The sequence below is a fragment of the Herbaspirillum sp. NPDC087042 genome, from assembly GCF_044745245.1.
In the GTDB taxonomy this organism is placed as follows: domain Bacteria; phylum Pseudomonadota; class Gammaproteobacteria; order Burkholderiales; family Burkholderiaceae_D; genus Herbaspirillum.
Genome location: NZ_JBIUZW010000008.1, coordinates 206,145 through 232,617 on the forward strand (window position 1 = coordinate 206,145; position 26,473 = coordinate 232,617).

At 63.2% G+C, this 26,473-nt stretch carries 20 protein-coding genes; 11 read left to right on the forward strand and 9 right to left on the reverse strand.

Going from position 1 to position 26,473, the window contains the following annotated elements:
• Positions 1 to 12: 12 nt before the first annotated feature.
• Positions 13 to 603, reverse strand: a complete 591-nt coding sequence (locus ACIPHN_RS13180; RefSeq protein ID WP_400436799.1) for an IMPACT family protein — start codon at positions 601 to 603, stop codon at positions 13 to 15.
• 20 nt (positions 604 to 623) lie between these two features.
• Positions 624 to 1,526, reverse strand: coding sequence for a hypothetical protein (locus ACIPHN_RS13185; protein WP_400436801.1), 903 nt, complete (start codon positions 1,524 to 1,526; stop codon positions 624 to 626).
• A gap of 130 nt (positions 1,527 to 1,656) precedes the next feature.
• Between ACIPHN_RS13185 and ACIPHN_RS13190 the strand changes: the two genes are divergently transcribed.
• Positions 1,657 to 2,664, forward strand: coding sequence for a patatin-like phospholipase family protein (locus ACIPHN_RS13190; protein WP_400436804.1), 1,008 nt, complete (start codon positions 1,657 to 1,659; stop codon positions 2,662 to 2,664).
• 84 nt (positions 2,665 to 2,748) lie between these two features.
• Here the strand turns inward: ACIPHN_RS13190 and ACIPHN_RS13195 are convergent, their stop codons facing one another.
• Positions 2,749 to 3,351, reverse strand: a complete 603-nt coding sequence (locus tag ACIPHN_RS13195; protein ID WP_400436807.1) for a C40 family peptidase — start codon at positions 3,349 to 3,351, stop codon at positions 2,749 to 2,751.
• A gap of 320 nt (positions 3,352 to 3,671) precedes the next feature.
• Here ACIPHN_RS13195 and ACIPHN_RS13200 point away from each other — a divergent pair, with 320 nt between their 5' ends.
• The 4 genes from ACIPHN_RS13200 (at position 3,672) to greA (ending at position 9,662) form a co-directional block, all read left to right on the forward strand.
• Positions 3,672 to 4,079, forward strand: coding sequence for a heme-binding protein (locus ACIPHN_RS13200; RefSeq protein ID WP_400436809.1), 408 nt, complete (start codon positions 3,672 to 3,674; stop codon positions 4,077 to 4,079).
• A gap of 316 nt (positions 4,080 to 4,395) precedes the next feature.
• Positions 4,396 to 5,559 (forward strand): glutamine-hydrolyzing carbamoyl-phosphate synthase small subunit, encoded by a 1,164-nt coding sequence (gene carA, locus ACIPHN_RS13205; protein ID WP_400436812.1) that lies wholly within the window; start codon positions 4,396 to 4,398, stop codon positions 5,557 to 5,559.
• Positions 5,552 to 8,785, forward strand: a complete 3,234-nt coding sequence (gene carB, locus ACIPHN_RS13210) for a carbamoyl-phosphate synthase large subunit (RefSeq protein ID WP_400436814.1) — start codon at positions 5,552 to 5,554, stop codon at positions 8,783 to 8,785. The genes carA and carB overlap by 8 nt, the downstream gene beginning before the upstream one ends.
• 400 nt (positions 8,786 to 9,185) lie before the next feature.
• Positions 9,186 to 9,662 (forward strand): transcription elongation factor GreA, encoded by a 477-nt coding sequence (gene greA / locus ACIPHN_RS13215; RefSeq protein ID WP_400436816.1) that lies wholly within the window; start codon positions 9,186 to 9,188, stop codon positions 9,660 to 9,662.
• 138 nt (positions 9,663 to 9,800) lie between these two features.
• On the opposite strand, the gene yhbY is transcribed toward greA, so the two are convergent.
• A complete protein-coding gene (gene yhbY, locus ACIPHN_RS13220; RefSeq protein WP_400436819.1) occupies positions 9,801 to 10,259 on the reverse strand; it encodes a ribosome assembly RNA-binding protein YhbY in 459 nt (152 codons plus the stop codon).
• Between the two features lie 75 nt (positions 10,260 to 10,334).
• On the opposite strand from yhbY, the gene ACIPHN_RS13225 reads away from it, so the two are divergent.
• The 5 genes from ACIPHN_RS13225 (at position 10,335) to ACIPHN_RS13245 (ending at position 16,425) form a co-directional block, all read left to right on the forward strand.
• Positions 10,335 to 10,982, forward strand: a complete 648-nt coding sequence (locus ACIPHN_RS13225; RefSeq protein ID WP_400436822.1) for an RlmE family RNA methyltransferase — start codon at positions 10,335 to 10,337, stop codon at positions 10,980 to 10,982.
• 337 nt (positions 10,983 to 11,319) lie between these two features.
• The gene (gene ftsH, locus ACIPHN_RS13230) at positions 11,320 to 13,209 is read left to right on the forward strand and encodes an ATP-dependent zinc metalloprotease FtsH (RefSeq protein WP_400436824.1); all 1,890 of its coding nucleotides are present in this window, start codon (positions 11,320 to 11,322) and stop codon (positions 13,207 to 13,209) included.
• A gap of 215 nt (positions 13,210 to 13,424) precedes the next feature.
• Positions 13,425 to 14,276, forward strand: coding sequence for a dihydropteroate synthase (gene folP, locus ACIPHN_RS13235; protein ID WP_400436826.1), 852 nt, complete (start codon positions 13,425 to 13,427; stop codon positions 14,274 to 14,276).
• A gap of 94 nt (positions 14,277 to 14,370) precedes the next feature.
• Positions 14,371 to 15,705: a phosphoglucosamine mutase gene (gene glmM / locus ACIPHN_RS13240; RefSeq protein WP_400436828.1), complete on the forward strand. Its 1,335-nt coding sequence runs from the start codon at positions 14,371 to 14,373 to the stop codon at positions 15,703 to 15,705.
• Between the two features lie 27 nt (positions 15,706 to 15,732).
• The gene (locus tag ACIPHN_RS13245) at positions 15,733 to 16,425 is read left to right on the forward strand and encodes a response regulator (RefSeq protein ID WP_400436830.1); all 693 of its coding nucleotides are present in this window, start codon (positions 15,733 to 15,735) and stop codon (positions 16,423 to 16,425) included.
• 64 nt (positions 16,426 to 16,489) lie between these two features.
• Here the strand turns inward: ACIPHN_RS13245 and ACIPHN_RS13250 are convergent, their stop codons facing one another.
• The 3 genes from ACIPHN_RS13250 to ACIPHN_RS13260 form a co-directional block, all read right to left on the reverse strand.
• Positions 16,490 to 17,782, reverse strand: a complete 1,293-nt coding sequence (locus ACIPHN_RS13250; protein ID WP_400436833.1) for a c-type cytochrome — start codon at positions 17,780 to 17,782, stop codon at positions 16,490 to 16,492.
• Positions 17,779 to 18,501: a c-type cytochrome gene (locus tag ACIPHN_RS13255; protein ID WP_400436835.1), complete on the reverse strand. Its 723-nt coding sequence runs from the start codon at positions 18,499 to 18,501 to the stop codon at positions 17,779 to 17,781. The genes ACIPHN_RS13250 and ACIPHN_RS13255 overlap by 4 nt, the downstream gene beginning before the upstream one ends.
• A gap of 522 nt (positions 18,502 to 19,023) precedes the next feature.
• A complete protein-coding gene (locus ACIPHN_RS13260) occupies positions 19,024 to 21,504 on the reverse strand; it encodes a penicillin-binding protein 1A (protein ID WP_400436837.1) in 2,481 nt (826 codons plus the stop codon).
• A 337-nt stretch (positions 21,505 to 21,841) separates the two neighbouring features.
• Here ACIPHN_RS13260 and ACIPHN_RS13265 point away from each other — a divergent pair, with 337 nt between their 5' ends.
• On the forward strand, positions 21,842 to 23,770 hold the full coding sequence (locus tag ACIPHN_RS13265; protein ID WP_400436839.1) for an ATP-binding cassette domain-containing protein: 1,929 nt from the start codon (positions 21,842 to 21,844) through the stop codon (positions 23,768 to 23,770).
• 18 nt (positions 23,771 to 23,788) lie between these two features.
• On the opposite strand, the gene ACIPHN_RS13270 is transcribed toward ACIPHN_RS13265, so the two are convergent.
• Positions 23,789 to 24,637 carry a SirB1 family protein gene (locus ACIPHN_RS13270; protein WP_400436841.1) on the reverse strand — a complete coding sequence of 283 codons (849 nt, stop codon included), beginning with the start codon at positions 24,635 to 24,637 and terminating at the stop codon, positions 23,789 to 23,791.
• A gap of 134 nt (positions 24,638 to 24,771) precedes the next feature.
• Complete coding sequence (murJ, locus tag ACIPHN_RS13275) at positions 24,772 to 26,325, reverse strand: murein biosynthesis integral membrane protein MurJ (protein WP_400436843.1); 1,554 nt, start codon at positions 26,323 to 26,325, stop codon at positions 24,772 to 24,774.
• Between the last annotated feature and the right edge of the window lie 148 nt (positions 26,326 to 26,473).

A 26,473-nucleotide genomic window follows, 5' to 3' on the forward strand; every position in this document is an offset into this window, starting at 1 on the left:
TGTACGCCGGGATCAGGCGATGCGCTTGATCTCGGCGTTCGGGGAGAGCCGGCGGATGGCTTCCTCGGCCTGTGCCAGTGCGGCTTCAGGCAGACGCAGGTGGAGGTGGGCCAGGATGTCGTGACGGCTGGCCAGCAGTTCGTATTTCTGTTGCGCCAGCCAGTGCCGCAATGGCGGTTCGGCCGAATAGACCACGCCGATCTCGATCTCGGCCTGGGCGATGCGTTCGGTCCGTTCGGTGCTTTTCAGCGCGGTGGCGATGGCATCGGTATAGGCCCGCACCAGGCCGCCGGCACCCAGCTTGACACCACCGTAGTAGCGCACCACCATGGCCAGCACGCCATCGAGTTCATGATGGCGCAGCACTTCCAGCATGGGGCGACCGGCCGTACCTGAGGGCTCGCCATCATCCGACATGCCCGACTGGCCACCGGCCATCAGCGCCCAGCAGACGTGGGTGGCACTGCGATGGGCCTCGCGCATCCTGCCGATTTCCTGCATGGCGGCCTCGCGTCCGGTCACCGGCATGACGATGCCGATGAAGCGGCTCTTGCGAATCTCCAGTTCGATCTCGGCGCGCTGGGCGAGGGTGTAGGTGGCCATGGCGTAGGGTGTGCGGCGGCTCAGGCCGGGTCTGCGGTGCTGCCCTTGAGCAGGGCCAGTTCGGCGCGCAAGCCCTGGTTCTCTTCGGACAGGCGCGTCACGCGGCCTTGCAGCGCGGCGATCTCGCGGCGCAGGGTGGCGCTCAGTTCGTTTTCCTGTCCCTCGACCAGCGGGATGTCGGTCGCGCCTGTGCCTTCATCGCTGCGCGCTGCGCGCGGGGTTCGGGTGGCGGCCTTTTGCTCGCGCACCTTCTTGGCGGCCTCGCGCAATTCCTTCTTGCCCCCGGCCACGGCGCTGACCTGGTCCTCGCTGGGCAGGGTGGCCACCGCGGCTGCGGCATTGATGGAGATGGTGCCGGCACGCACCGCCTGTACCAGCTCGGGGGCGGCGGTCTTGCGGATGCGGTCGATCTGGCCGATGGTGGCACTGCTCACGCCAGCGGCGCGGGCCATGTCTTCGCGGGTCTTGATGCGGCCGGTGCTGTCGTCGGCATGCCAGGGCGGATCGCCGGCCTGGGTGGCGTCGTCTCCAGTCTCGATGGGCGCGGCTGCACCGTCCTCGCTGGCCTCGGTCTTGGCGGGCGTGGCTTCCGCCTTGGTGCGGGCGGCGATGATGTCGCGCTTGCGCAGGGCCAGCATGCCGCGCTGGAAGTCGGACACGCTGCGCCGTCCCAGCTGGTTATCGATCATCCACAGCAGCACGTCGTCGAGCGACTTGAAGCTGTCGTTCTGCACCGTCTTGTAGGGCAGCTCGTACTTGCTGCAGATCTCGTAACGGTTGTGACCATCGATCAGCACCTCGCCCCACAGCACCAGCGCATCGCGGCAGCCTTCGGCCAGCAGGCTGCGTTCCAGCGCGGCGTACTCGTTGGGAGTGAGGGGATCGATGTACTTCTGCAGTTCTTCGTTGATGACGATATTCATGGTGCGATGCTGTGCGGGAGGGAGCAGGGGCAGGGGCCGCATTCTACACCACCGTCACCCGCGGGCTCCGGTTGCGGCCGGTGCTTGCAGTAGAATAGAGGGCTTCGTTCCATCCTCGGCTTCCATGCGCATGTCCTTCCGTCTTCCTTTCCGGCTGGCCTCGGCCATCCTCGCCAGCAGCCTCCTGCTGAGCGCCTGCGGCACGTCTTCCTGGATGCCCGGCAGCGCATCTTCCAAACCGGTCGAGACCGGCACGGCCACCACCCCGGATACCTCCAGTTCCGGCGCGGCGGGCTCCGGCACCATCCCTTCCACGGTCACGCCGCTGCCGGTGGCGCCGCGCAAGATCCGCATCGGCCTGGCCCTGGGCGGCGGTGCCGCGCGCGGCTTTGCCCATATCGGCGTGATCAAGGCGCTGGAAGCGCAGGGCATCACCGTCGATGTGGTGGCCGGCACCAGTGCCGGCAGCCTGGTGGGGGCGCTCTATGCGGCCGGCAACGATGGCTTCGCCCTGCAGAAGCTGGCGATGTCCATGGATGAAGCCTCCATCTCGGACTGGTCGGTGCCCCTGTTCGCCAAGGTCAGTGGCGTGCTCAAGGGCGAGGGCGTGCAGAACTACGTGAACAAGGCGGTCCACAACCTGCCCATCGAGAAGTTCAAGATTCCCTTTGGCGCGGTCGCCACCGACTTGCGCAGCGGCCAGCCCATCCTGTTCCAGCGTGGCAATGCGGGCGTGGCCGTGCGTGCCTCGTCGGCGGTGCCGGGGGTGTTCCAGTCGGTGACGGTGGGGGATCACACCTATGTCGATGGCGGGCTGGTGTCGCCGGTGCCGGTGCGCTTTGCGCGCCAGATGGGGGCGGATTTCGTGATTGCGGTCAACATCTCGTCCAATCCCGAGGCGCAGGCGGCTTCCAGCAGTTCCATCGATGTGCTGCTGCAGACCTTCGCCATCATGGGCCAGACCATCAACCAGTATGAACTCAAGAATGCCGACATCGTGCTGCAGCCGCGCCTGGGCAACATGAAGGGCAGTGACTTCGCCAGCCGCAACGTGGCCATCCTGGCCGGCGAGCAGGCGGCCACGGCAGCCATGCCGGAGATCAAGCGCAAGCTGAAGATGATGGCGACCGGGAACTGAGTTGTCACTCGGGAAACAAAAAAGCCGCTGATCCCAGCGGCTTTTTTTATGTCGGCGTCGCACCGTGATGGTGCGGGGTGGTGCTTACTTGTCGTCTTCTTCACCGGCAATGATGCGACGCGCACCATTGAAGCGCTTCTTCCAGTAGGACTCATCCATGCTCTCGATACGCACCTGGCCGCCGGCCGAGGGGGAGTGGATGAACTTGCCGTCGCCGAGGTAGATGCCCACGTGCGAGAAGCCGCGACGCAGGGTGTTATAGAACACCAGGTCGCCGGGTTGCAGATTATCCTTGCCGATCTTTTCGCCGACACGGCTGATTTCCACCGCAGTGCGCGGCAGGTCGGTGCCCCATGCTTCCTTGAAGACGTAACGCACCAGGCCGCTGCAGTCCAGGCCGGTGTCGGGCGAATTGCCGCCGTAGCGGTAATTGATGCCCAGCATGGCCAGGGCCTGGGTGGCCAGTTCGGATGCGCGGTTGGTAATGTCTTGCAGGCGGGCGATCGCAAGATTGGTCTTGCTGATCAGTTGCTGGGCTTGCGGGGTAGTGGCTTGAGGAGGCGGAAGATCCTGGGCTGCCAGGGACAGGTCAGCACTGAAGGCCGATGCACTGATCCAAAGACCGGCTGCGAGCGCGCACGCGCGAGCGGTTTGTCGTCGGATTCGGTCAGATCGGCGTAGGGTCATCGGGATCCTCTAAAGAGTAGGATTGCGGGACTGTAAGTGAATTCTTACGCCTTGTCAAAAGCTGATTTCGTGCCAGCTTGTCAAATTGAAATGATTTATAAGGTAAATAGCGGCATGTTGCCGGCTTCTCCCAGTAAGTGTTTCTCCTACACGGGAGCGCAGAAAAAATTCTGCTAAATGATTTACGCACCGGGCGGGCGAGGGTGTCCGGAGGGTGTGCGTTGAAAAACTCTCAACGATGAGTTTGGTCGGGTGTGATGTCAAAACGACTTTCTGGTCGTACAATCAGCGTTCAATTTTTTTTGCCTACCGGAGCAATCATGCAAACCAAACCGTTTCTGTCGCTGGACGACGTGAAGAAGATCGCCGCTGGCGCCGAAGCCGAAGCCCGCACCAACAACTGGAACGTGGCCATCTCCGTGGTCGACGATGGCGGCCACCTGCTGTGGCTGCAGCGCATGGACGGCGCTGCCCCGATCTCCTCGCAGATCGCCCCGGCCAAGGCCCGCACCGCCGCGCTGGGTCGCCGCGAAAGCAAGATCTATGAAGACATGATCAACAACGGTCGCGTTTCCTTCCTGAGCGCCCCTGGCCTGGACGGCCTGCTCGAAGGCGGCGTGCCGGTCGTGGTCGACGGTCACTACGTGGGCGCTGTCGGCGTCTCCGGCGTGAAGTCCTCCGAAGACGTACAGATCGCCAAGGCAGGTATCGCCTCCCTGGGCCTGTAAGCCTTTCCCCCTGCGCCGGCGGGCCATGTGCCTGCCGGCCGCGTCTGTGGGCGCTTCCCGCTGTTTGCACACATTTCGGTGCTTCTTGCGGCTTCTTTCGGCGATCTTCGATTTGCCGGAGGGAGGCTCTTGCGCTATAATTGAGCGGTTTAGCCAATTTTATCCGCCGTAGCGCATACCCATTCCTCTTCCTCGTTCCTGACAGGCCCAGCCACGCACCCGTACCGAATGAGTCGGGGTGTTCGCGCAGGTCGGTTTGGCGCGCAAAGGTCTTCCGGTCATCCAGCCGCGGCGGTAACAATCTCAGGAGTTACCCTTGCTGCCTCTTCTTTCCGGTCCCGCGATTCCGGCCATTCTCGCGCTCGCAGACGGGTCTGTCTTCCAAGGTTTTTCCATCGGCGCCGCAGGCAACACCACCGGTGAGGTCGTGTTCAATACCCCGATGACCGGCTACCAGGAAATCCTGACCGACCCCAGCTACAGCCGCCAGATCGTCACCCTTACCTATCCGCACATCGGCAACACGGGCGTGAACCGTGAAGACGTCGAAGCCTCGCAGATCCACGCCGCCGGTCTCATCATCAAGGACCTGCCGCGCCTGCTGTCGAACTTCCGTAGCCAGCAATCGCTGTCGGATTACCTGAAAGAAGGCAACATCGTCGCCATCGCCGGCATCGATACCCGCAAGCTGACCCGCATCCTGCGCGAGAAGGGTGCCCAGAACGGCGCCATCGTGGCCGGTGAAGCGGACATCGCGGTTGCGACCGCCAAGGCACTGGAACTGGCGCGCGCCTTCCCCGGCCTGGCTGGCATGGACCTGGCCAAGGTGGTCTCCACCAAGAAGGCCTACAACTGGACCGAGACCGAATGGCGTCTGGGTCGCGGCTATGGCCAGCAGATCACCCCGAAATTCCACGTGGTCGCCTTCGACTACGGCGTCAAGTACAACATCCTGCGCATGCTGGCCGAGCGCGGCTGCAAGGTCACCGTGCTGCCCGCGCAAGCCGCCGCCGCCGAGGCACTGGCCCTGAACCCGGACGGCATCTTCCTCTCCAACGGTCCTGGCGACCCGGAGCCCTGTGATTACGCCATCGCCGCCGCCAAGGAACTGATCGAGCGCGGCATCCCGACCTTCGGCATCTGCCTGGGTCACCAGATCATGGCGCTGGCTTCCGGTGCGAAGACGCTGAAGATGAAGTTCGGCCACCACGGCGCCAACCACCCGGTGCAGGACCTGGATTCCAAGCAGGTGATGATCACCTCGCAGAACCACGGTTTCGCCGTGGACCAGGCGACCCTGCCGGCCAACTGCCGCGTTACCCACATCTCGCTGTTCGACGGTTCGCTGCAAGGTTTCGCGCGTACCGACAAGCCTGCTTTCTGCTTCCAGGGCCACCCCGAAGCATCCCCTGGACCGCATGACATCGCTCCCCTGTTCGACAAGTTCGTAGCGATGATGGAGAAGAAACAAAATGCCTAAGCGTACTGACATTAAAAGCATCCTGATCATTGGCGCTGGCCCGATCATCATCGGCCAGGCCTGCGAATTCGACTATTCCGGCGCCCAGGCCTGCAAGGCCCTGCGCGAAGAAGGTTTCAAGGTCATCCTGGTCAACAGCAACCCGGCCACGATCATGACCGACCCGGAAATGGCCGACGCCACCTACATCGAGCCGATCACCTGGCAAGCGGTGGAACGCATCATCGCCAAGGAAAAGCCGGACGCCATCCTGCCGACCATGGGCGGCCAGACCGCGCTGAACTGCGCGCTGGACCTGCATCGCCACGGCGTGCTGGACAAGTACAAGGTCGAACTGATCGGCGCCACCCCGGAAGCCATCGACAAGGCCGAGGACCGCTCCAAGTTCAAGGAGGCCATGACCAAGATCGGCCTGGGTTCGGCCCGCTCTGGCGTGTCGCACACCATGGAAGAGTCTTGGGCAGTGCAGAAGACCCTGGGCTTCCCGGTCATCATCCGTCCGTCCTTCACCATGGGCGGCACCGGCGGCGGTATCGCCTACAACGCCGAAGAATTCGAAACCATCTGCAAGCGCGGCCTGGAGGCTTCGCCGACGTCTGAGCTGCTGATCGAGGAATCCCTGATCGGCTGGAAGGAATACGAGATGGAAGTGGTCCGCGACAAGGCGGACAACTGCATCATCGTCTGCTCGATCGAAAACCTCGACCCGATGGGCGTGCACACCGGTGACTCCATCACCGTGGCGCCGGCGCAGACGCTGACCGACAAGGAATACCAGATCATGCGTAACGCCTCGCTGGCGGTGCTGCGTGAAATCGGTGTGGATACCGGCGGCTCCAACGTGCAGTTCTCGGTCAATCCGGCCGATGGCCGCATGATCGTCATCGAGATGAACCCGCGCGTGTCGCGTTCCTCGGCGCTGGCCTCCAAGGCCACCGGCTTCCCGATCGCCAAGATCGCCGCCAAGCTGGCCGTGGGCTTTACCCTCGACGAACTGCGCAACGAGATCACCGGTGGTGCCACCCCGGCGTCCTTCGAGCCGTCCATCGACTACGTCGTGACCAAGATCCCGCGCTTCACCTTCGAGAAGTTCCCGCAGGCCGACAAGCACCTGACCACCCAGATGAAGTCGGTGGGCGAAGTGATGGCCATCGGCCGTACCTTCCAGGAATCCTTCCAGAAGGCCCTGCGTGGCCTGGAAGTCGGCGTGGACGGCATGAACGAGAAGACCACCGACCGCGAGACCATCGAGGAAGAGCTGGGCGAACCCGGCCCGGACCGTATCTGGTACGTGGGCGACGCCTTCGCGCAAGGCTTCTCGCTGGAAGAAGTGCATGGCCTGACCCACATCGATCCGTGGTTCCTGTCGCAGATCAAGGAGATCGTCGACATCGAACTGTGGCTGGAAAAGGATGCCTCCCTGGAAGCACTGGACAAGGCCACCCTGTTCCAGTTGAAGCAGAAGGGCTTCTCGGATCGCCGTCTGGCCAAGCTCTTGAAGACCACCGACACCGCCGTGCGCGAACAGCGCAAGAAGCTGGGTGTGCGTCCGGTCTTCAAGCGCGTCGATACCTGCGCGGGCGAGTTCTCGACCGATACCGCCTACATGTATTCGACCTACGATGAAGAGTGCGAATCCAACCCGACCGACAAGAAGAAGATCATGGTGCTGGGCGGTGGCCCGAACCGTATCGGCCAGGGCATCGAGTTCGACTACTGCTGCGTGCACGCCGCGCTGGCGATGCGTGACGATGGTTACGAAACCATCATGGTCAACTGCAACCCGGAAACCGTCTCGACCGACTACGACACCTCCGACCGCCTGTACTTCGAGCCGGTGACGCTGGAAGACGTGCTGGAAATCGTCGAAAAGGAAAAGCCGGTCGGCGTGATCGTCCAGTACGGCGGCCAGACCCCGCTGAAGCTGGCGCTGGATCTGGAAGCCAATGGCGTGCCCATCGTCGGCACTTCGCCCGACATGATCGACGCCGCCGAAGACCGCGAGCGTTTCCAGAAGCTGCTGCAGGACCTGGGCCTGCGCCAGCCGCCCAATCGTACCGCCCGTACCGAAGCCGACGCGCTGCAACTGGCACAGGAAATCGGCTATCCGCTGGTGGTCCGCCCGTCCTACGTGCTGGGTGGCCGCGCCATGGAAATCGTCCACGAGCAGCGCGACCTGGAGCGCTACATGCGCGAAGCCGTCAAGGTCTCGCATGATTCGCCGGTGCTGCTGGACCGCTTCCTGAATGACGCCATCGAAGTCGATGTGGATTGCCTCTCCGACGGCGAGCGCACCTTCATCGGCGGCGTGATGGAACACATCGAGCAAGCCGGTGTGCACTCGGGTGACTCTGCCTGCTCGCTGCCGCCGTACTCGCTGTCCAAGGACACCATCGAGGAACTGAAGCGCCAGACCGCACTGATGGCCAAGGGCCTGAACGTGGTCGGCCTGATGAACGTGCAGTTCGCCATCCAGCAGAACGAAGTCGATGGCAAGACCGTCGATACCGTCTTCGTGCTGGAAGTGAATCCGCGCGCTTCGCGTACCGTCCCCTTCGTCTCCAAGGCCACCGGCCTGCAACTGGCCAAGATCGCCGCACGCTGCATGGTCGGCCAGTCGCTGGACAGCCAGGGCATCAAGAACGAAGTCGTGCCGCCGTACTACAGCGTCAAGGAAGCCGTGTTCCCGTTCGTGAAGTTCCCGGGCGTGGATACCATCCTCGGCCCCGAGATGAAGTCCACCGGCGAAGTCATGGGCGTGGGCAAGACCTTCGGCGAAGCCTTCGTGAAGTCGCAGATGGGCGCGGGCGTGAAGCTGCCGACCTCGGGCAAGGTGTTCCTGTCGGTGAAGAACAGCGACAAGCCGCGTGCCGTGCAAGTGGCGCGTGACCTGGTCAGCCTGGGCTTCTCCATCGTCGCCACCAAGGGGACGGCTGCGGCCATCAACGCCGCCGGCATCCCGGTGACCACCGTCAACAAGGTGGTCGAAGGTCGTCCGCACATCGTGGACATGGTCAAGAACAACGAGATCGCCCTGGTGGTGAACACCGTTGAAGAAAAGCGTAATGCCATTGCCGACTCCGGAGCGATCCGTACCTCGGCCCTGGCTGCCCGTGTGACCACCTTCACCACCATCGCCGGTGCCGAAGCGGCAGTGGAGGGTATGCGCCATCTGGATGCCCTGGACGTCTACGATTTACAAGGCCTCCATAAAGCTATACACTAAACCCACAACACGTTACTTTGTCGGCTGTAGTTGACGCTGACAAGCTAAGAGGGCATCTGAGCAATCGATGCCCTCTCTGACTTTTGGACGACACCCTGCGGCCACAACATGTTCAATGTTGCAGGGCAGATCCGTCCAGGGGACGCTAAGGACATGACGCCGCCGTGCCACGTTGCGCGGCTTGCGCGTGGCGTCATGTCCTTAGCGGCTCTGGGTCAGAGCGCGTGTTGTTGAAGAGCTGACGGAATCCTGCAGCAACGGTCCGTTCACCAGCCTGACTGTTCCCGTAAAGACGATGCTTGTCCGCCAAGTTGGCGGCGATGCTGCGCTTTTGCGTGTTCACTGGCCGGCGGACCTTGGATGCGTCTTCCGTGTAACCCTAACCTTGAGCAAGAGACTTATGAGCACAGTTCCCCTTACCAAGCGTGGCGCCGAACTTCTGAAGGAAGAATTGCACCGTTTGAAAACCAAAGATCGTCCCGAAGTCATCGGTGCGATCGCCGAAGCGCGCGCGCAGGGTGACCTGTCCGAAAACGCCGAGTATGAATCGGCCAAGGAGCGCCAGGCCTTCATCGAAGGCCGTATCGCTGACCTGGAAGGCAAGCTGGGCGCGGCCCAGATCGTCGATCCGACCGAGCTGAACGCGGAAGGCCGCGTGGTCTTCGCCTCCACCGTGGACCTGGAAAACCTGGACAGCGGCGAGAAGGTGACCTACCAGATCGTCGGCCTGGACGAAGCCGACATCAAGGAAGCCAAGGTCTCCGTGACCTCGCCCATCGCCCGTGCCCTGATCGGCAAGAGCGCCGGCGACGTGGTGGCCGTGGAAGCGCCGTCGGGCGTGAAGGAATACGAGATCCTGGAAGTGCGCTACGTCTAAGACGTCAGCCACGACCGGCAGGCCGGGCCCATCGGCCTGGCTTGCTGCAACGCCGACGTGCCGGAAATGAAAATGCCCGCATCAGCGGGCATTCTGTTTTTGGCGGCCACCCGGGTGGGCGGCCCGGCTTGATACCGATCAGCCGATCGCCTTCTTGGTGCTGCGCTGGCGCGGCTTGGCCTTCTTGACCAGGCCACCGGCGGTGACGCGTTCATTGCCCTTGAGCATGACCTTGTTCACCGACGGACGCTTGGTGGCGTGCGACTTGACGATGGTCACTTCGCGCAGGCCGCCCTTGGCACCGGCGGCAGCCTTGCGGGCTTCGTCCTTCTTGGGGCGATACAGCACCAGCAGCTTGCCGATGTGTTGCACCGGCGCGGCCTTGAGTTGGGCGCAGATGGCTTCGTAGATGGCAATGCGGGCTTCGCGGTCATCGCCGAAGACGCGGACCTTGATCAGGCCGTGGGAGTCGAGGCTCTTGTCGATTTCCTTCAGGACGGATTCGGACAGGCCACCTTCGCCAACGATCACGACGGGGTTCAAGGCATGGGCCTGGGCGCGCAGTTCGCTGCGCTCGGCGGGAGTAAGTGTCAACATGGGAAAGCGTGTCGGGACGGTGACTCGGCGGCGCCAAGTTGTCCCTCAATGAGATAAAACCAGTATTCTACGCGAATGGCAAAGAACAAACTGAACAAAAACTGGCTGCACGACCATATCAACGATCCTTATGTGAAGCTTGCACAAAAGGAAGGCTATCGTGCGCGTGCTGCCTACAAGCTCAAGGAAATCGACGAAGAAGAGCGCCTGATCAAGTCAGGCCAGGTCATCGTCGACCTGGGTTGCACCCCTGGCAGCTGGTGCCAGTACGTGCGCAACAAGCTGGCCGGCGCCGAGGGCGGGGGCATCCATGGCACCATCATCGGCCTGGACATCCTGCCGATGGACCCGATTGCCGACGTCCACTTCATCCAGGGCGACTTCCGCGAGGATGACTCGCTGCAGCAGCTGGAAGCCTTGCTGGACGGCCGCAAGGTCGACCTGGTGCTCTCCGACATGGCGCCCAACCTGTCGGGCGTGGCCATTGCCGATGCCGCCCGGGTGGAATACCTGATCGACCTGGCCATCGAATTTGCGCAGATGCACATGAAACCCGGCGGTTCGCTGCTGGTGAAGTGCTTCAACGGCACCGGTTACAACGAACTGGTGCACAAGTTCAGGGCTGAATTCAAGACGGTGATGTCGAAAAAGCCCAAGGCCAGCCGCGACAAGTCCTCCGAAATCTTCCTGCTCGGGAAAATCCTGAAAAATCCTCGCAGCTAAATCGGTTACAGTTGATGCATAGCGGCATCGGGGGCCGTCCGAAGGCGCAAAATTTGCCGAAATTCTGTCCATTTATGGCATTTTTCCGTCTTGTTTTGCCTGATTTCAGCCTCATATCGATTTGCAGGAAGCGTTCGAGGGTATCGATCGGTGCTCGCAAGGCGCTCGATAGCGAGATGACAACGTGGCTCTGGCCGGCACCGGTGCGGGATTTTGTGCGTTGCGTACCGGCACGGCAGGGCCGCGCGGACGGCGGTTTTCTAGTAAGGGTGTTTGAATCCGGGTAAAATCGGAGCATACAAAGGCAACGTGGCGCCCAGGCGTCGGAGGAGTTCCAGTGAACAATATGTTTTCCAAGGCTGCCATCTGGGTAGTCATCGCGCTCGTGCTGTTTATGGTGTTCAAGCAGTTCGACAACCTCAGCATGGCGACCAACGCCAAGGCGATCGCGTATTCCGACTTCATCTCCGAGGTCAAGGCTGGCCACATCAAGGATGCGACCATCGAGGATCGCACCATCGTTGCCACCACCCAGGATGGCACCAAGGTCAAGACCGCCGCGACCTATCTGGACCGCGGCCTGGTGGGCGACCTGCTCAACAACGGCGTCAAGTTCGACGTCAAGCAACCGGAAGAGCAATCCTTCCTGTCGCAAGTCTTCATTTCGTGGTTCCCGATGCTGTTGCTGATCGGTGTCTGGATCTTCTTCATGCGCCAGATGCAGGGCGGTGGCAAGGGCGGCGCGTTCTCCTTCGGCAAGTCCAAGGCACGCATGCTCGATGAGAATAGCAACTCCGTCACCTTCGCCGACGTCGCCGGTTGCGACGAAGCCAAGGAAGAAGTGCAGGAGCTGGTCGAGTTCCTGCGCGACCCGACCAAGTTCCAGAAGCTGGGTGGCCGCATTCCCCACGGTGTGCTGATGGTCGGCCCCCCGGGTACCGGTAAGACCCTGCTGGCCCGCGCCATCGCTGGCGAAGCCAAGGTGCCGTTCTTCACCATCTCCGGTTCGGACTTCGTTGAAATGTTCGTCGGCGTGGGTGCTTCCCGTGTGCGCGACATGTTCGAGAACGCCAAGAAGCACGCTCCCTGCATCATCTTCATCGACGAAATCGACGCCGTTGGCCGCCATCGTGGCGCCGGCATGGGCGGTGGTAACGACGAGCGCGAACAGACCCTGAACCAGATGCTGGTGGAGATGGACGGCTTCGAAGCCAACTCCGGCGTCATCGTGATCGCCGCCACCAACCGTTCCGACGTGCTGGACAAGGCGCTGCTGCGTCCGGGCCGTTTCGACCGCCAGGTGATGGTCGGCCTGCCCGATATCCGTGGCCGCGAACAGATCCTCTACGTCCACATGCGCAAGGTGCCTATCGCCCCGGACGTCAAGGCCGACATCCTGGCCCGTGGTACCCCTGGCTTCTCCGGCGCCGACCTGGCCAACCTGGTCAACGAAGCAGCGCTGTTTGCTGCCCGCCGCAACAAGCGCCTGGTGGAAATGCAGGACTTCGAGGACGCCAAGGACAAGATCGTCATGGGTCCGGAACGCAAGTCGGCCGTGATGCGCGAGGAAGAACGCCGCAACACCGCCTACCACGAGTCCGGCCACGCCGTGGTCGCCAAGCTGCTGCCCAAGGCCGATCCGGTCCACAAGGTCACCATCATGCCGCGTGGCTATGCGCTGGGCCTGACCTGGCAGCTGCCTGAGCATGACCGCGTGAACATGTACAAGGACAAGATGCTGGAAGAAATCTCCATCCTGTTCGGTGGCCGTATTGCCGAAGAGATCTTCATGCACCAGATGTCCACCGGCGCTTCCAACGACTTCGAACGTGCCACCAAGCTGGCCCGTGCGATGGTGACACGCTACGGCATGTCCGAGACCCTGGGTACCATGGTCTACGAGGATTCCGAGCAGGACGCCTACTTCGGCCGCATGTCCTCCAAGACCGTGTCCGAGGCGACCCAGCAAAAGGTCGATGCCGAGATCCGCAGCATCCTGGACGAGCAATATGCCCTGGCGCGCCGCCTGCTGGAAGAAAACAGCGAGAAGGTCGACGTCATGGCCAAGGCCCTGCTGGAATGGGAAACCCTGGACGCCGATCAGGTCAACGACATCATGAATGGCGACGAACCGCGTCCGCCGCGCAATGGTGCTCCGGCCAAGAAGTCGTCCTCGGACAACAACCGTTCCGGCGACGTTACTCCCAACGCTACGGCTCCGGCCTGATGGCCCGGTGATGTACCGTTAGCTTGCAGCAGTCAGAAAGGTGAGGAGCGATCCTCACCTTTTTTCTTTTTCATGTCTGGTAAAAAAGACAAGATCAGGCGGTGTATCATGCAGCGCCGTGGCTGCAATTCTCACGGAAACACCGGTAGCAAGGGGTAGCAACGGGTAGCAATCGAACACAAGCAATACAAGACACGTACTACAAGACAAGCAAGATGACGCAAGCATTCCTCAAATGCGGCCGCTTCCGCCTGCCGGTGCAGCAAGGCCGCCGCCCCCTGGTGATGGGCATTCTCAACGTGACGCCGGATTCCTTCTCCGATGGTGGTCGCCACCAGTCGCTGGAGCTGGCGCTGGAGCATGCCGAGCAGATGATCGCCGATGGCGTGGACATCATCGACATCGGTGGCGAATCGACCCGCCCAGGCATTGCGCCGCTGTCGCTGGAGCAGGAGCTCGAACGCGTCATGCCGGTCATCTATGCGCTGCGTGATTGCGGCAAGCCGCTTTCGCTGGACACCTACAAGCCGGCCGTGATGCGCGAGGCGCTGCTGGCCGAGGTGGACATGATCAATGACATCAACGGTTTTCGTGCCGAAGGGGCGATCGAGGCGGTCCGTGATAGCGAGGCCGGCCTGTGCGTGATGCACATGCAGGGCGAGCCGCAGACCATGCAGCAGGAGCCGCACTACCAGGATGTGGTGGTCGAGGTGGAAGATTTCCTGCGCCACCAGGTCGCGCTGATGCAGCAGGCCGGGGTGGCGCGTGAACGTATCTGTATCGACCCCGGTTTTGGTTTTGGCAAGACAGTGGCGCATAATCTGGCTTTGCTGAAGAATACCCGCCACCTCATCGATGCGCTGGATCTGCCGCTGCTGGCGGGCATGTCGCGCAAGTCCATGGTCGGCGCGGTCACTGGCAAGCCGCTGGAGCGGCGCATGGCGGGCAGCATTGGCGCGGCGCTGGCGGCTGCCCAGCAGGGCGCGATGATCATCCGCGTGCATGACGTGGCCGAGACCGTCGATGCCCTGGCCATGTGGCAGGCGGGACGCAACGATATTGAATGATCCAAGAGGGGATGCGGCGGGCCACTGCCGCATCAAGGGAGACAGGCCGAAGGGGCGTAGGCCTGCGACACACAAGGAAAAGGACAAACCTGATATGGCAGCAAAATATTTCGGCACCGATGGCGTGCGCGGTCGTGTGGGCGTTGCACCCATTACTCCTGATTTCGTCATGCGCCTGGGCTATGCGGCCGGCAAGGTGCTGGCCAAGGCCAAGGATGGCATGGCACGGCCCACGGTGCTGATCGGCAAGGACACCCGGATCTCCGGCTACATGCTGGAAGCCGCCCTGGAGGCCGGTTTTGCCGCTGCCGGCGTGGATGTCTGGCTGCCCGGTCCGGTGCCTACGCCGGCGGTGGCCTATCTCACCCGCGCGCTGCGCCTGTCGGCCGGCGTGGTGATCTCGGCCTCGCACAACCCGTATCACGACAACGGCATCAAGTTCTTTTCCGCCAGCGGCAATAAGCTGCCCGACGCGGTCGAGGCCGACATCGAGGCCGCCCTGGAACAACCCATGGATTGCGTGCCCTCCGAGAAGCTGGGCAAGGCCCGTCGCCTCTCCGATGCGCCCGGTCGTTATATCGAATTCTGCAAGAGCACCTTCCCCAGCGCCATGAACCTGCGCGGCATGCGCCTGGTGGTCGACTGCGCCCACGGCGCGGCCTACAACATCGCGCCGCACGTGTTCCACGAACTGGGTGCCGAAGTCATCACCATCGGCAACCAGCCCGATGGCCTGAACATCAACGAGGACTGTGGCGCCACTGCGCCCAAGACCCTGGTCGCCTCGGTCCGCGAATACCGCGCCGACCTGGGCATCGCCCTGGATGGCGACGCCGATCGCCTGATCATGGTCGATGGCGAGGGCCGTATCTACAACGGCGACGAATTGCTGTACCTGATGGTCAAGGATCGCCTGGCCACCGGCCCGGTCGAGGGCGCGGTCGGTACCCTGATGACCAACATGGCGCTGGAAGTGGCCTTCCGGAAGATGGGCGTAGGCTTCGAGCGTGCCAAGGTCGGCGACCGCTACGTGCTGGAAGTGCTGCAGGAAAAGGGCTGGCTGCTCGGCGGCGAAGGTTCGGGCCACCTGCTGGCGCTGGACAAGCACACCACCGGCGACGGCATCGTCTCGGCGCTGCAGGTGCTGACGGCCTTGAAGCGCAGCGGCCAGACACTGGCGGAGATGACGGCCGATATCACCATGTATCCGCAGTCGCTGGTCAATGTGAAGATCCCGGCAGGTTACGACTGGAAGTCCAATGCCGCGCTGCAGGCCGAGAAGGCCGCCGTGGAAGAAGAACTGGGTGAGCGCGGCCGCGTGCTGTTGCGTCCGTCGGGCACCGAACCGCTGATCCGTGTGATGGTCGAAGCCCAACAGGCCGACCTGGCGCGCAGCATGGCCCAGCGTATCGCGGCCAAGGTGCTTTGAGTCAGGGTTGTTGCGGATAGAAGGACGATGTCAAAAGAGTTACCCCACATTCTCATGGTCGAGGACGAACCCAGCATCGCGGAGCTGTTGCGCTTCACGATGCAGGGGGCCGGCTTTGCCACCACCATCGCCAGCGACGTGGCGCAGGCGCGCCAGCTGATCGGCGAGTCGCTGCCACATATCGTGTTGCTGGACTGGATGCTGCCCGACAGCACCGGTCTTGCCTTGCTGAGCGAATTGCGACGCGAACCGCGCACGGCGGCGCTGCCGGTCATCATGCTGACCGCCAAGGGCATGGAGGAAGACAAGGTCAAGGGCTTGAACGAAGGCGCTGATGATTACGTCACCAAGCCGTTCTCGCCCAAGGAACTGGTGGCGCGGGTGCAGGCGCTGCTGCGGCGCAAGGCGCCCGAGATCGGCAGCCAGGCCCTGAAGTACCGTGAGATCAGCATCGACGTCGAGCGCCGCCAGGTCTCGCTGGCCGACCGCCAGGTAGCGCTGGACCAGGCCGAGTTCAAGCTGTTGCGCTACCTGGTGGCGCATCCCGAGCGCATCTTCTCGCGCGCGCAGTTGCTCGACAAGGTCTGGGGCGACCATACCTTCATCGAGGAGCGTACGGTGGACGTGCACATCATGCGCCTGCGCAAGTCGCTTGGCGATCTGGCGCACTACGTGCAGACGGTGCGGGGCATGGGCTACAAGCTCAGCAGCGAGCAGTAGCGCTGGCAGGCTCAGGCAGTTGAAAAAGGCGATCCGAGGATCGCCTTTTTTCATGGTGCCGGCGTCAATCCAGCGGCACGCTGCGATAGCGGTTGACCTCGGCCGCCGAGACGAAGCTGCCCTGGTTGCCCCAGCTATTGCGCAGGTAGGAGACCACGGCAGCCACCTCCTGGTCGCTCAGCTGCGGCCCGAACGGCGGCATGCCGAAGGGATAGGGATTGCCGGTGGTGGAGGGCGGGAAGCCGCCATTGAGCACGGCGCGGATGGCGTTGACGGGATGTGCGCTGGCGATGGCATGGTTGCCGGCCAGCGGCGGGTAGTCCGGTGCGCTGCCTTGCCCACGGCCGCCGTGGCAATCGACGCAATGGTCGCCATACAGGCGCTTGCCCAGTTTCATGATGCGCTCGGCTTCGGCCGGTTCCGGCTGCGCCGTTTGCGCCACGCTGCTGGCGCTGGCGGGCGGCAGCGAGCGCAGGTAGACCGTCATCGCCGCGATATCGGCGTCGTCCAGATATTGCAGGCTGCGCCTGACGATTTCCGACATCGGCCCCAGCGTGGCCCCGCGTGTCGACACCCCGGTCTTGAGCAGGGCCGCCAGATCCTCGTCGCGCCAGCTGCCCAGTCCCTGCTCGCCGCCATGCAGCGCCGGTGCATACCAGTCCAGCGCCGGGATCACGCCGCCGGCCAGGGCCAGTGGCGCCACGTTGGCGCCCAGGCCGTTGCGCGCACTATGGCAGGCGCTGCAATGGCCGGCACCTTGTACCAGATAGGCGCCGCGATTCCACTGGGCGCTGCGGGTCGTATCCGGCTGGTAGCTGCCGGGCGAGAAATACAGCGTGCGCCACAGCGCCAGCAGGATGCGCTGGTCATAGGGGAAGCGCAGGGCATGCGGCTGGTTGGCACGCGCGACCGGCGGCAGGCTCTGCAGATAGGCGAAGAGGGCGTCGCTGTCGTCGCGGCTCAGGCGGGTGTAGCTGGTATAGGGGAAGGCCGGATAGAGGAAGCGGCCATCGCGTCCGCGTCCATGGTGTAGGGCACGCCAGAAATCGTCCGCATTCCACTGGCCGATACCGGTCGTCTTGTCAGGGGTGATGTTGGAGGTGTAGAGCGTGCCGAAATCGGTCGCGATGGGACGCCCGCCCGCATACTCGGCACCGCCCCGCGCGGTATGGCAGGCCATGCAATTGCCGGCACGGGCCAGATAGCGTCCCTGCACAAGCTGCGCACTGCGGTCACTGACCGGATTGGCCACGCCGGCCTCTTCGTGGCGCAGCATCTGCCACGCGATCGCGGCGGCCGGCAGGGCGACCACGGCGGCCAGCAGGATACCGATGACCCCGCGCAGGCGCATTCTCATGGATGCGCTCCGGCGGACTGCGGCAGGCTGCCGCACTGGCGCGGCAGCGGTGCGGCCAGCGTGCTGGCCGGGGCATAGCTGGCTGGTACGGCTTGCGCCGAGAGCCAGCTGCTGGCGGCGTTGATGTCCTCGGGTGTCAGTTCGCGGGCGATGGCGCCCATGCAATCCGGGGCCCTGGCGCTGCGCTCGCCATTGCGCCAGGCGCCCAGCTGGGCGTTGATGTAGTCACGCGGCAGGCCCAGCAGGCCGGGAATGGCGGGTTGCACGCCACCGAGCTGCTTGCCGTGGCAGGCGATGCAGGCCGGAATGCGGCGTTGCCGGTCGCCCTCGCTGACCAGGAGGCGTCCGCGTTCCAGCACTGCCGCATTGGCCTCGGGGGCGACTGGCGGCGGGTAGGGCGGATGCTGGGCGGCGAAGAAGGTCGCGATCTGCTGCAGGTAGTCGTCGGAAAGATTGGCCAGCAGATAATTCATCATCGGATAGCGGCGGTGGCCATCCCTGAAACCCTGCAACTGGTTCAGCAGGTAGCCCGCCGGCTTGCCCGCGATACGCGGATAGTAGCCATCGGCCGTGGCGCGCCCCTCCTTGCCATGGCAGGCGATGCAGGCCGCCACGCGATCGGCCATGCCGGGCGGATTGGCCGTGGTGGCGGGTTGCTGGGCCAGGGCCAGTCCGCAGGCAAACCACGTCCCCAGCGCGGTGGCAGCAATACTCTTCATGTTTGTTGTGAGCAAGCGCATTTTTCTATTGTAGTGTATGGCGGCGATTGCTTGCGGCTTTGCAAGCCCTGTCGCAGCGGATACAATAGCGGCCTTGCTGCCCCCGTAGCTCAGTGGATAGAGCGATCCCCTCCTAAATGTATTGGGCACCGGATGCCGAAAGGCGCCGCGTGAATGGAGTCAAAGTCGGTGAACCCTGACAGCGCATCGTCCCCGTGACCTTGCGGCTGCTGGCAATACCGAGCCAAGCCGGTTCCTGCGTGCAGGACGGAAGGTGTAGAGACTAGACGGCTCCGGCCTCAAGGCGAGTGTGCATGCACCCGCCCATGGCCAAGGTATAGTCCAGACCACAAACATGCAATTGGTGGCGAAAGCCATAGTGGTACGAAGGGATAGGTCACACGTTCGATCCGTGTCGGGGGCGCCAGCATAAAAAAAGCGCAGAAGGTAACTTCTGCGCTTTTTCCTTTTTTGGGGCCCGGTCCATGTGGTCTACCTTGCCCCGGCTTGCCTCGATCAGCTTCAATGTCCCTGGTTGGTATTGTCCAGGAAACGCTTGGCATTCTCGTTCTGGGTGCGCGACCCCGGTGTGGCCGGAGCCGTTGCCGGGCTGGCCGGCGACGTACCCGGCACATTGGGCGCCGGCTGGTTGCCGCTGCCGGAGGCGGCGGGCGTCTGGCTGGGTGTCCAGCCGAAGAAGTTGGAGATCGCATCCACCACCGTCACGCCCACATTGGTCACTAGACCGTTATTGGGCGTGAAGTTGTCGTAGTAGGGTTCACCATCGATGATGCGGATGCCATCCGGTACCGGCTGATCGAACTCCGGCACCCCCTTCAAGGCTTTGCTCATGTAGTCGACCCAGATCGGCAGCGCCAGCTGGGCGCCGAATTCCATGCCGCCCAGGCTCTTGGGCTGGTCGTAACCCATCCACACGACAGTGGCCAGCGTGCGCTGGTAGCCGGCGAACCAGCCATCGACGGCATCGTTGGTGGTGCCGGTCTTGCCGGCCAGGTCACCGCGACCGATGCTGTTGCTGCGCGCACCGGTGCCGCGCTGGGCCACGGACTTGAGCAGGTTGGTCATCATGTAGCTGTTGCGCTCGGCCACCACGCGCGGCGCGCCATCGCCCACCACCAGCGGTTCGGCCTTGGACAGCACCTTGCCACGTGCATCGGTGATCTGCGCGATCAGGTAGGGCTGGATCTTGTAGCCACCGTTGGCAAACACCGAATAGGCCGCCGACAGTTGCAGCGGATTGGTCTGGCCCGCGCCCAGCGCCATGGGCAGGTAGGGCGGGACCTTGTCCGGATCGAAGCCGTAGGTGCCGGTGATGAAGTCCTTGGCATAGGGCACGCCGATGTTGTCCAGCGTGCGGATGGCCACCAGGTTCACCGACTTCTGCAGGGCGGTGCGCACCGTCATCGGGCCGGCCGGGGTTTCGTCATCCTTGGGTTCCCAGTTCGGCTGGCCAGGGCCGGCCGGATACGATACCGGCGCATCGTTGACGATGGAGGAGGGCGCATAACCCTTCTCCAGCGCCGCCGAATAGATGAAGGGCTTGAAGGTCGAGCCCGGTTGGCGCCAGGCCTGGGTCACGTGGTTGAAGTTGTTCTGGGTGAAGTCGAAACCGCCCACCAGCGAACGGATGGAGCCATCCTGCGGCACCACCGACACCAGCGCCGCTTCCACCTGCGGCAACTGCACCACCTGCCAGTTCTGCTTGGCGTCCTGCATCACGCGGATCAGCGCGCCCGGGGCGATGCGCACTTCCTTCTTCGCCTTGTCCGACAGGGCAGAGGCCACGAAGCGCAGGGCATCGCCCTTGATGCTGATCTTGTCGCCACTGCGCAGCACCGCATCGATCTGCTTGGGGCTGGCGGCCACTACCACGGCGGCGAGGATGTCGTCGTTGTCGGGGTGGTCATCCATCACGTCGTCGATGGCGGAGGCGCGATCGTCGGCATTGGCGGGCAGCTCGATGGTCTCTTCCGGGCCGCGATAGCCATGGCGGCGGTCGTAGTCCATCACGCCCTTGCGCACGGCCACGTAGGCGGCCTGCTGGTCGGCGGCATTGATGGTGGTGTAGACGTTGTAGCCCTGGGTATAGGTATCTTCCTTGTACTGGGCGTAGACCATCTGGCGCACCATTTCATTGACGTACTCGGCATGCACCGTGTACTGGCTGCCGGGGGCTCGGACCTTCAGCTCTTCCTTGGCGGCCTTGTCGTACTGGGCCTGGGTGATGAAGCCCACGTCCAGCATGCGCTGCAGGATGTACTGCTGGCGGATGTGGGCGCGCTTGGGATTGACGATGGGGTTGTAGGCCGAGGGCGCCTTGGGCAGGCCGGCCAGCATGGCCGCTTCGGCCAGGGTGACATCCTTGAGGTCCTTGCCGAAATAGGTGCGGGCGGCGGCGGCGAAGCCGAAGGCGCGCTGGCCCAGGTAGATCTGGTTCATGTAGACCTCCAGGATCTGGTCCTTGGTCAGGGTCTGCTCGATCTTGTTGGCCAGCAGTACTTCATAGAGCTTGCGGGAGAAGGTCTTTTCCTTGGTCAGGAAGACATTGCGCGCCACCTGCATGGTGATCGTGCTGGCGCCCTGGGAGGCCTTGCCGCGCAGTACGTCGGTGGCCAGCGCGCGGGCGATGCCGATCCAGTCGATGCCGCCGTGTTCATAGAAACGGTAGTCTTCGATGGCCAGCACGGCATTCTTCATGTCGGCCGGGATATCGTCGAGCTTGACCAGGCTGCGCTTTTCCTCGCCGAATTCACCCAGCAGCACCTTGTCCTGCGACCAGATGCGCAGCGGCACCTTGGGGCGGTAGTCGGTGATCAGGTCCAGCGAAGGCAGGCGCGGATTGATGAAGATCAGCGCATAGACCACCAGCAGGGCGCCGGCAATGCCCAGGCCGACGATGGACAGTCCGATGAACTTGGCGATGTTGGGATTGAGGAAACCGCGCTGGCGGCGTAACGACGCCGTAGAAGATGGAAGAGGCATGGGATGTGCAGGAATCGGGATGCGCTATCTTACAGCATCGGACCCCGGGCCCGGCGCGGCGGGCGTGGGCAATGCTTAAGCAGATGTAACAGCGTTCCCGTTTGACGGGGCAAATCGGCGGTTTTCCGGTCTTTTTCGCCTGTTTTGTGATTTTTTCAATTGTCATGTGGCAAACCGGGCCGGCGGCACGTGTTTCCGGCAGCATTTGGGAGCATTTCCCTGGCGCAGTCGGTACAATGCCGCTCTCGCGTCTTTTTCAGGCGCCCCTGGTGCATCGATGCATCCTTCCTGCGCGGCCGCGGCCGTCGCATTCACGTAGTTTCACGCAGAGCACGCTATGGCAGTCATTTCCCTCAGCGACGCACAACTGGCCTTCGGCCACGTCGCGCTTCTCGATCACGCCGAATTCTCGCTGGAGACCGGCGAACGCATCGGCCTGATCGGCCGCAACGGCACCGGCAAGTCCTCGCTGCTGAAGATCATCGCCGGCCGCTCCAAGCTGGATGATGGCCTCCTGGTGATGCAGCAGGGCCTCAAGATCGCCTATGTCGATCAGGAACCGCATTTCCCGGAAGAGATGACGGTCTTCGACGCCGTGGCCTCCGGCCTCGGTGAGCTGCCGGCCCTGCTGGCCGAATATGAAGCCATCACCGGCCAGTTCGGCGGCGACAACGACGACGCCCTGCTGGAGCGCATGCACCAGATCCAGACCGTGCTCGATGCGGCTGACGCCTGGTCCATCGGCAACAAGGTCGAGACCACCCTGGACAAGCTGAACCTGAACCGCGATGCCCGTATCGGCGAGCTTTCCGGCGGCATGAAGAAGCGCGTGGCGCTGGCCTGCGGCCTGGTGGGCAACCCCGACGTGCTGCTGCTGGATGAGCCGACCAACCACCTCGACTTCGGCTCCATCCTGTGGCTGGAAGGCCTGCTGCGCGACTTCAAGGGCAGCCTGCTCTTCATCACCCACGATCGTAGCTTCCTGGATAACGTCTCGACCCGCATCATCGAACTCGATCGCGGCAAGATCCTGTCCTTCCCCGGCAACTTCAGCACCTACCAGGCCCGCAAGGCCGAGCTGCTGGCCAACGAGGAAGTGGAAAATGCGAAGTTCGACAAGTTCCTGGCGCAGGAAGAAGTCTGGATCCGCAAGGGTGTGCAAGCCCGTCGTACCCGCGACGAAGGCCGCGTGCGCCGCCTGGAAGCGCTGCGGGTGCAGCGCAGCGAGCGCCGCGACCGGCAAGGTCAGGTCAAGCTGGAAGTGGGCACTGGCGAGCGCTCCGGCAAGATCGTGGCGGAACTGGAAAACGTCAGCAAGGCCTACGGCCCCAAGACCATCGTGCGCGACTTCAGCACCATCCTCATGCGTGGCGACAAGGTCGGCCTGATCGGCCAGAACGGTGCCGGCAAGACCACCTTGCTGAAGCTGATCCTGGGCGAGGAAAATCCCGACAGCGGCACCGTCAAGCAGGGTACCAAGATGCAGGTGGCGTACTTCGACCAAATGCGCGCGCAACTGAACGAAGAAACCTCGCTGGCCGACACCATCGCGCCGGGCAGCGACTGGGTCGAGATCAACGGCCAGCGCAAGCACGTGATGACCTACCTGAGCGACTTCCTGTTTGCCCCCGAGCGTGCCCGTTCGCCGGTGCGCACGCTCTCCGGTGGCGAGCGCAACCGCCTGCTGCTGGCGCGCCTGTTCGCCAAGCCGGCCAACGTGCTGGTGCTGGACGAACCGACCAACGACCTCGACATCGATACCCTGGAACTGCTGGAAGAACTGCTGGAAGAATATCCTGGCACGGTGTTCCTGGTCAGCCACGACCGCATGTTCCTGGACAACGTGGTGACCCAGGTGATTGCCGCCGAGGGCAATGGCGTGTGGCGCGAATACGTGGGTGGTTATTCCGACTGGGAGCGTCAGCGTCCGGCCGCCCAGGCAGCCCCCGCCAAGGGTACGGCCAAGGCTGCCGACAAGAATGAAGTGAAGGCCGAGTCCACCATGGCCGCGCCTGCGCCTGCATCGGCACCCCAGCCGGCCAAGAAGAAGCTGAGCTACAAGGAGCAGCGCGAGCTGGAAGAACTGCCCCAGCGCATCGCTGCCCTGGAGGCGGAACAGAAGGAAGTGTCCGCCAAGCTGGCCGACCCTGACCTGTACAAGAAGGGCGCCGATGAAGCCGTCAAGCTGAACCAGCGCTTCGCCGAGATCGACGAAGAGCTGCTGGTCAGCCTGGAACGCTGGGAAGAGATCGAGGGGAAGAAGTAAGCCGCCGCTGTGGCGGGATCAGTTCGGCTTGCGCAGTGCTTCGCGCAGGTCGGGCAGCATCTCGCGCAGGTTGGGCGCGTCCTCGGCATGGGGACGCATGGCCAGGTAGGCTTCCAGATCCTCCAGCGCCGCCTGGGCCAGGCCCAGGTTGGCATAGGCCAGGCCGCGGTCGCGCTTTTCGGTGATTTCCTCGGGCAGCAGGATCACCAGGCGCTCCTGCACATCCAGCACCTGTTGCCAGCGCTGGCTCTCCATGAAGATGGCCTTGAGGTTGCGCAACATGCGCGCCAGGATCTCGCGCGGATGCGCCGCGCGCAGGTAGGCGGCCAGCGGCAGTTCGTCGCCGAAATCGTCTTCGGGGGGATGCGCCAGGAAGGGTTCCAGGCGCTCTTCCAGCTCTTCCCGGGAGAGGCTGGAGCCATTCATGGGATCGAGCACGATCTCGCCGGATTGCACCGACAGCTTCATCAGGAAATGACCGGGGAATGACACACCCTTCATATCCAGACCGATATGCTGGGCCAGCTCGATATAGACCACCGCCAGCGAGATCGGAATGCCACGCCGGGTCGAGATGACCCGGTGGATGTAGCTGTTGTCGGGATCGTAATAGTTGTTGACGTTGCCGGCGAAGGCCATTTCCTGGAAGAAGAAATGGTTCAGCATGCGCAGCTTCTGGATCTGCGAGGCGTCCGAGGGCAGGCGTTGCTTGAGCTTGGCGGCCAGCGTGTCGAGCGCCATCTCTTCCTCGGCGAAATCCATTTCGGGATAAAAGTCCTGTCCCAACGTCAGGGCGGATTCGAACAACGGGATCGAATCGTCCTGGCGCACCAGCGAAGCGAAATAATCGAGGGAGGTGAGCGTCATGACGTTCATCCTATCAAAATATTTCGCGCTGTGTCAGGTCTGTGCAGCGCCTAACGAATTCTTTTGTTTCAGCCGCGGCGACTGGCGCTGAAGCATGCATCCCCACCTTTATCCTGAGCGGTTGAGGGCCGGCTTCAACGGCGCGCGATGCGCTTGAATTCGCGCAGCCGGAATCCCATCGCGAACAGGGGGCCGAAGTAGGCCGCCCCGCAGACCACGATGACCAGCGCCAGCGCGCCGATGCGCTCCACCGGATGGGCGCGCAGGGCGATCCAGTCGAAATGGCCGGCGATCCACAATGCCACGCCTGCCAGTACCAGCAGGGCGCCAGTCAGGCGTGCCAGGAACAATCCCCAACCCGGACGCGGTACGTAGATCTGGCGACGGCGCAGGCCGATGAAGAGGCAGATGGCGTTCAGGCAGGCGCCCAGGCCGATCGACAGCGCCAGGCCGGCGTGGGCGAACATGGGCACGAAGATGCTGTTCATCAGCTGGGTAGCGATGAGTACGCCTACGGCGATCATCACCGGGGTGCGGATATCCTGCTTGGCGTAGAAGCCGGGGGCCAGGATCTTCACCAGGATCAGGCCGATCAGACCGACGCCATAGGCCACCAGTGCATGGCTGGTCATGGTCACGGAGAGGGCGTCGAAGCGGCCGTAGTGGAACAGCGTGGCCGTCAGCGGCTCGGACAGCGTGGCCAGCGCCACGGCGGCCGGCATGGCCAGCATGAAGGTCATGCGCAGGCCCCAGTCCAGCAGCGAGGAATATTCTTCCTTGTCCTGGGCGGCGTGGGCATTGGAGAGACTGGGCAGCAGGATGGTCCCCAGCGCCACGCCCAGCAGGGCGGTCGGAAACTCCATGAGCCGGTCCGCATAGGACAGCCAGGACACACTGCCATGTTCCAGGCGCGAGGCGATGTTGGTATTGATCATCAGGCTGATCTGCGCGGCCGAGACGGCAAAGACGGCCGGCCCCATCTTTTGCAGCACCCGTTTGACGCCCTTGTCGTGCAGGCCCAGCAGCGGATTGAGGTAGAGGTGCGGCAGCATGCCGATCTTCATCAGTGCCGGCACCTGGATGGCCACCTGCAGGATGCCGCCCACCAGCACCGCGAAGGCCATCGCATAGATGGGCTGCGCCATGAAGGGCGCCACGAACAGCGAGGCGACAATGAAGGCCACGTTGAGCAAGACAGAAGTGAAGGCCGGGATGCGGAATTCCTTCCAGGTATTGAGGATGCCGCCGGCCAGCGCCACGAAGGCCATGAAGCCGATGTAGGGGAACATGATGCGCGTCATCAGCACCGAGGCGTGGAAGGCATCCTGGTTGTATTGCAGCCCGGTGGCGATGAAGTAGACCACGAAGGGCGTGGCGATGATGCCGGCCACGCAGGTCAGCAGCATGACCCACATCAGCACCGTGGCGACGTGGTCCACCAGGTGCTTGGTTTCCTCCACGCCGCGCTGGTTCTTGTATTCGGCCAGGATGGGGACGAAGGCCTGCGAAAATGCGCCCTCGGCAAACAACCGGCGCAGCAGGTTGGGGATGCGGAAGGCGATGTTGAAGGCGTCGGTGTAGGCGGAGGCGCCGAAGGCGCGGGCAAATAGGATTTCCCGGACCAGTCCGGTGATGCGCGAGAGCATCGTCATGCCGGAGATGGCGGCTAGCGTTTTATGCAAGTTCATGGAGCGGCATTATAGCGGGGCGCCTGAGGGTGGCGGGTCGCAGTAGAGTGGCGGCAGGGGCGGCTGGTTCGCTGCCTGTCGGTAATTTCTTTCAGGCAATCTGCCGTGGAAGGGCGAGGACGGCCATTGTGGGCCGCTTCGCAACGGA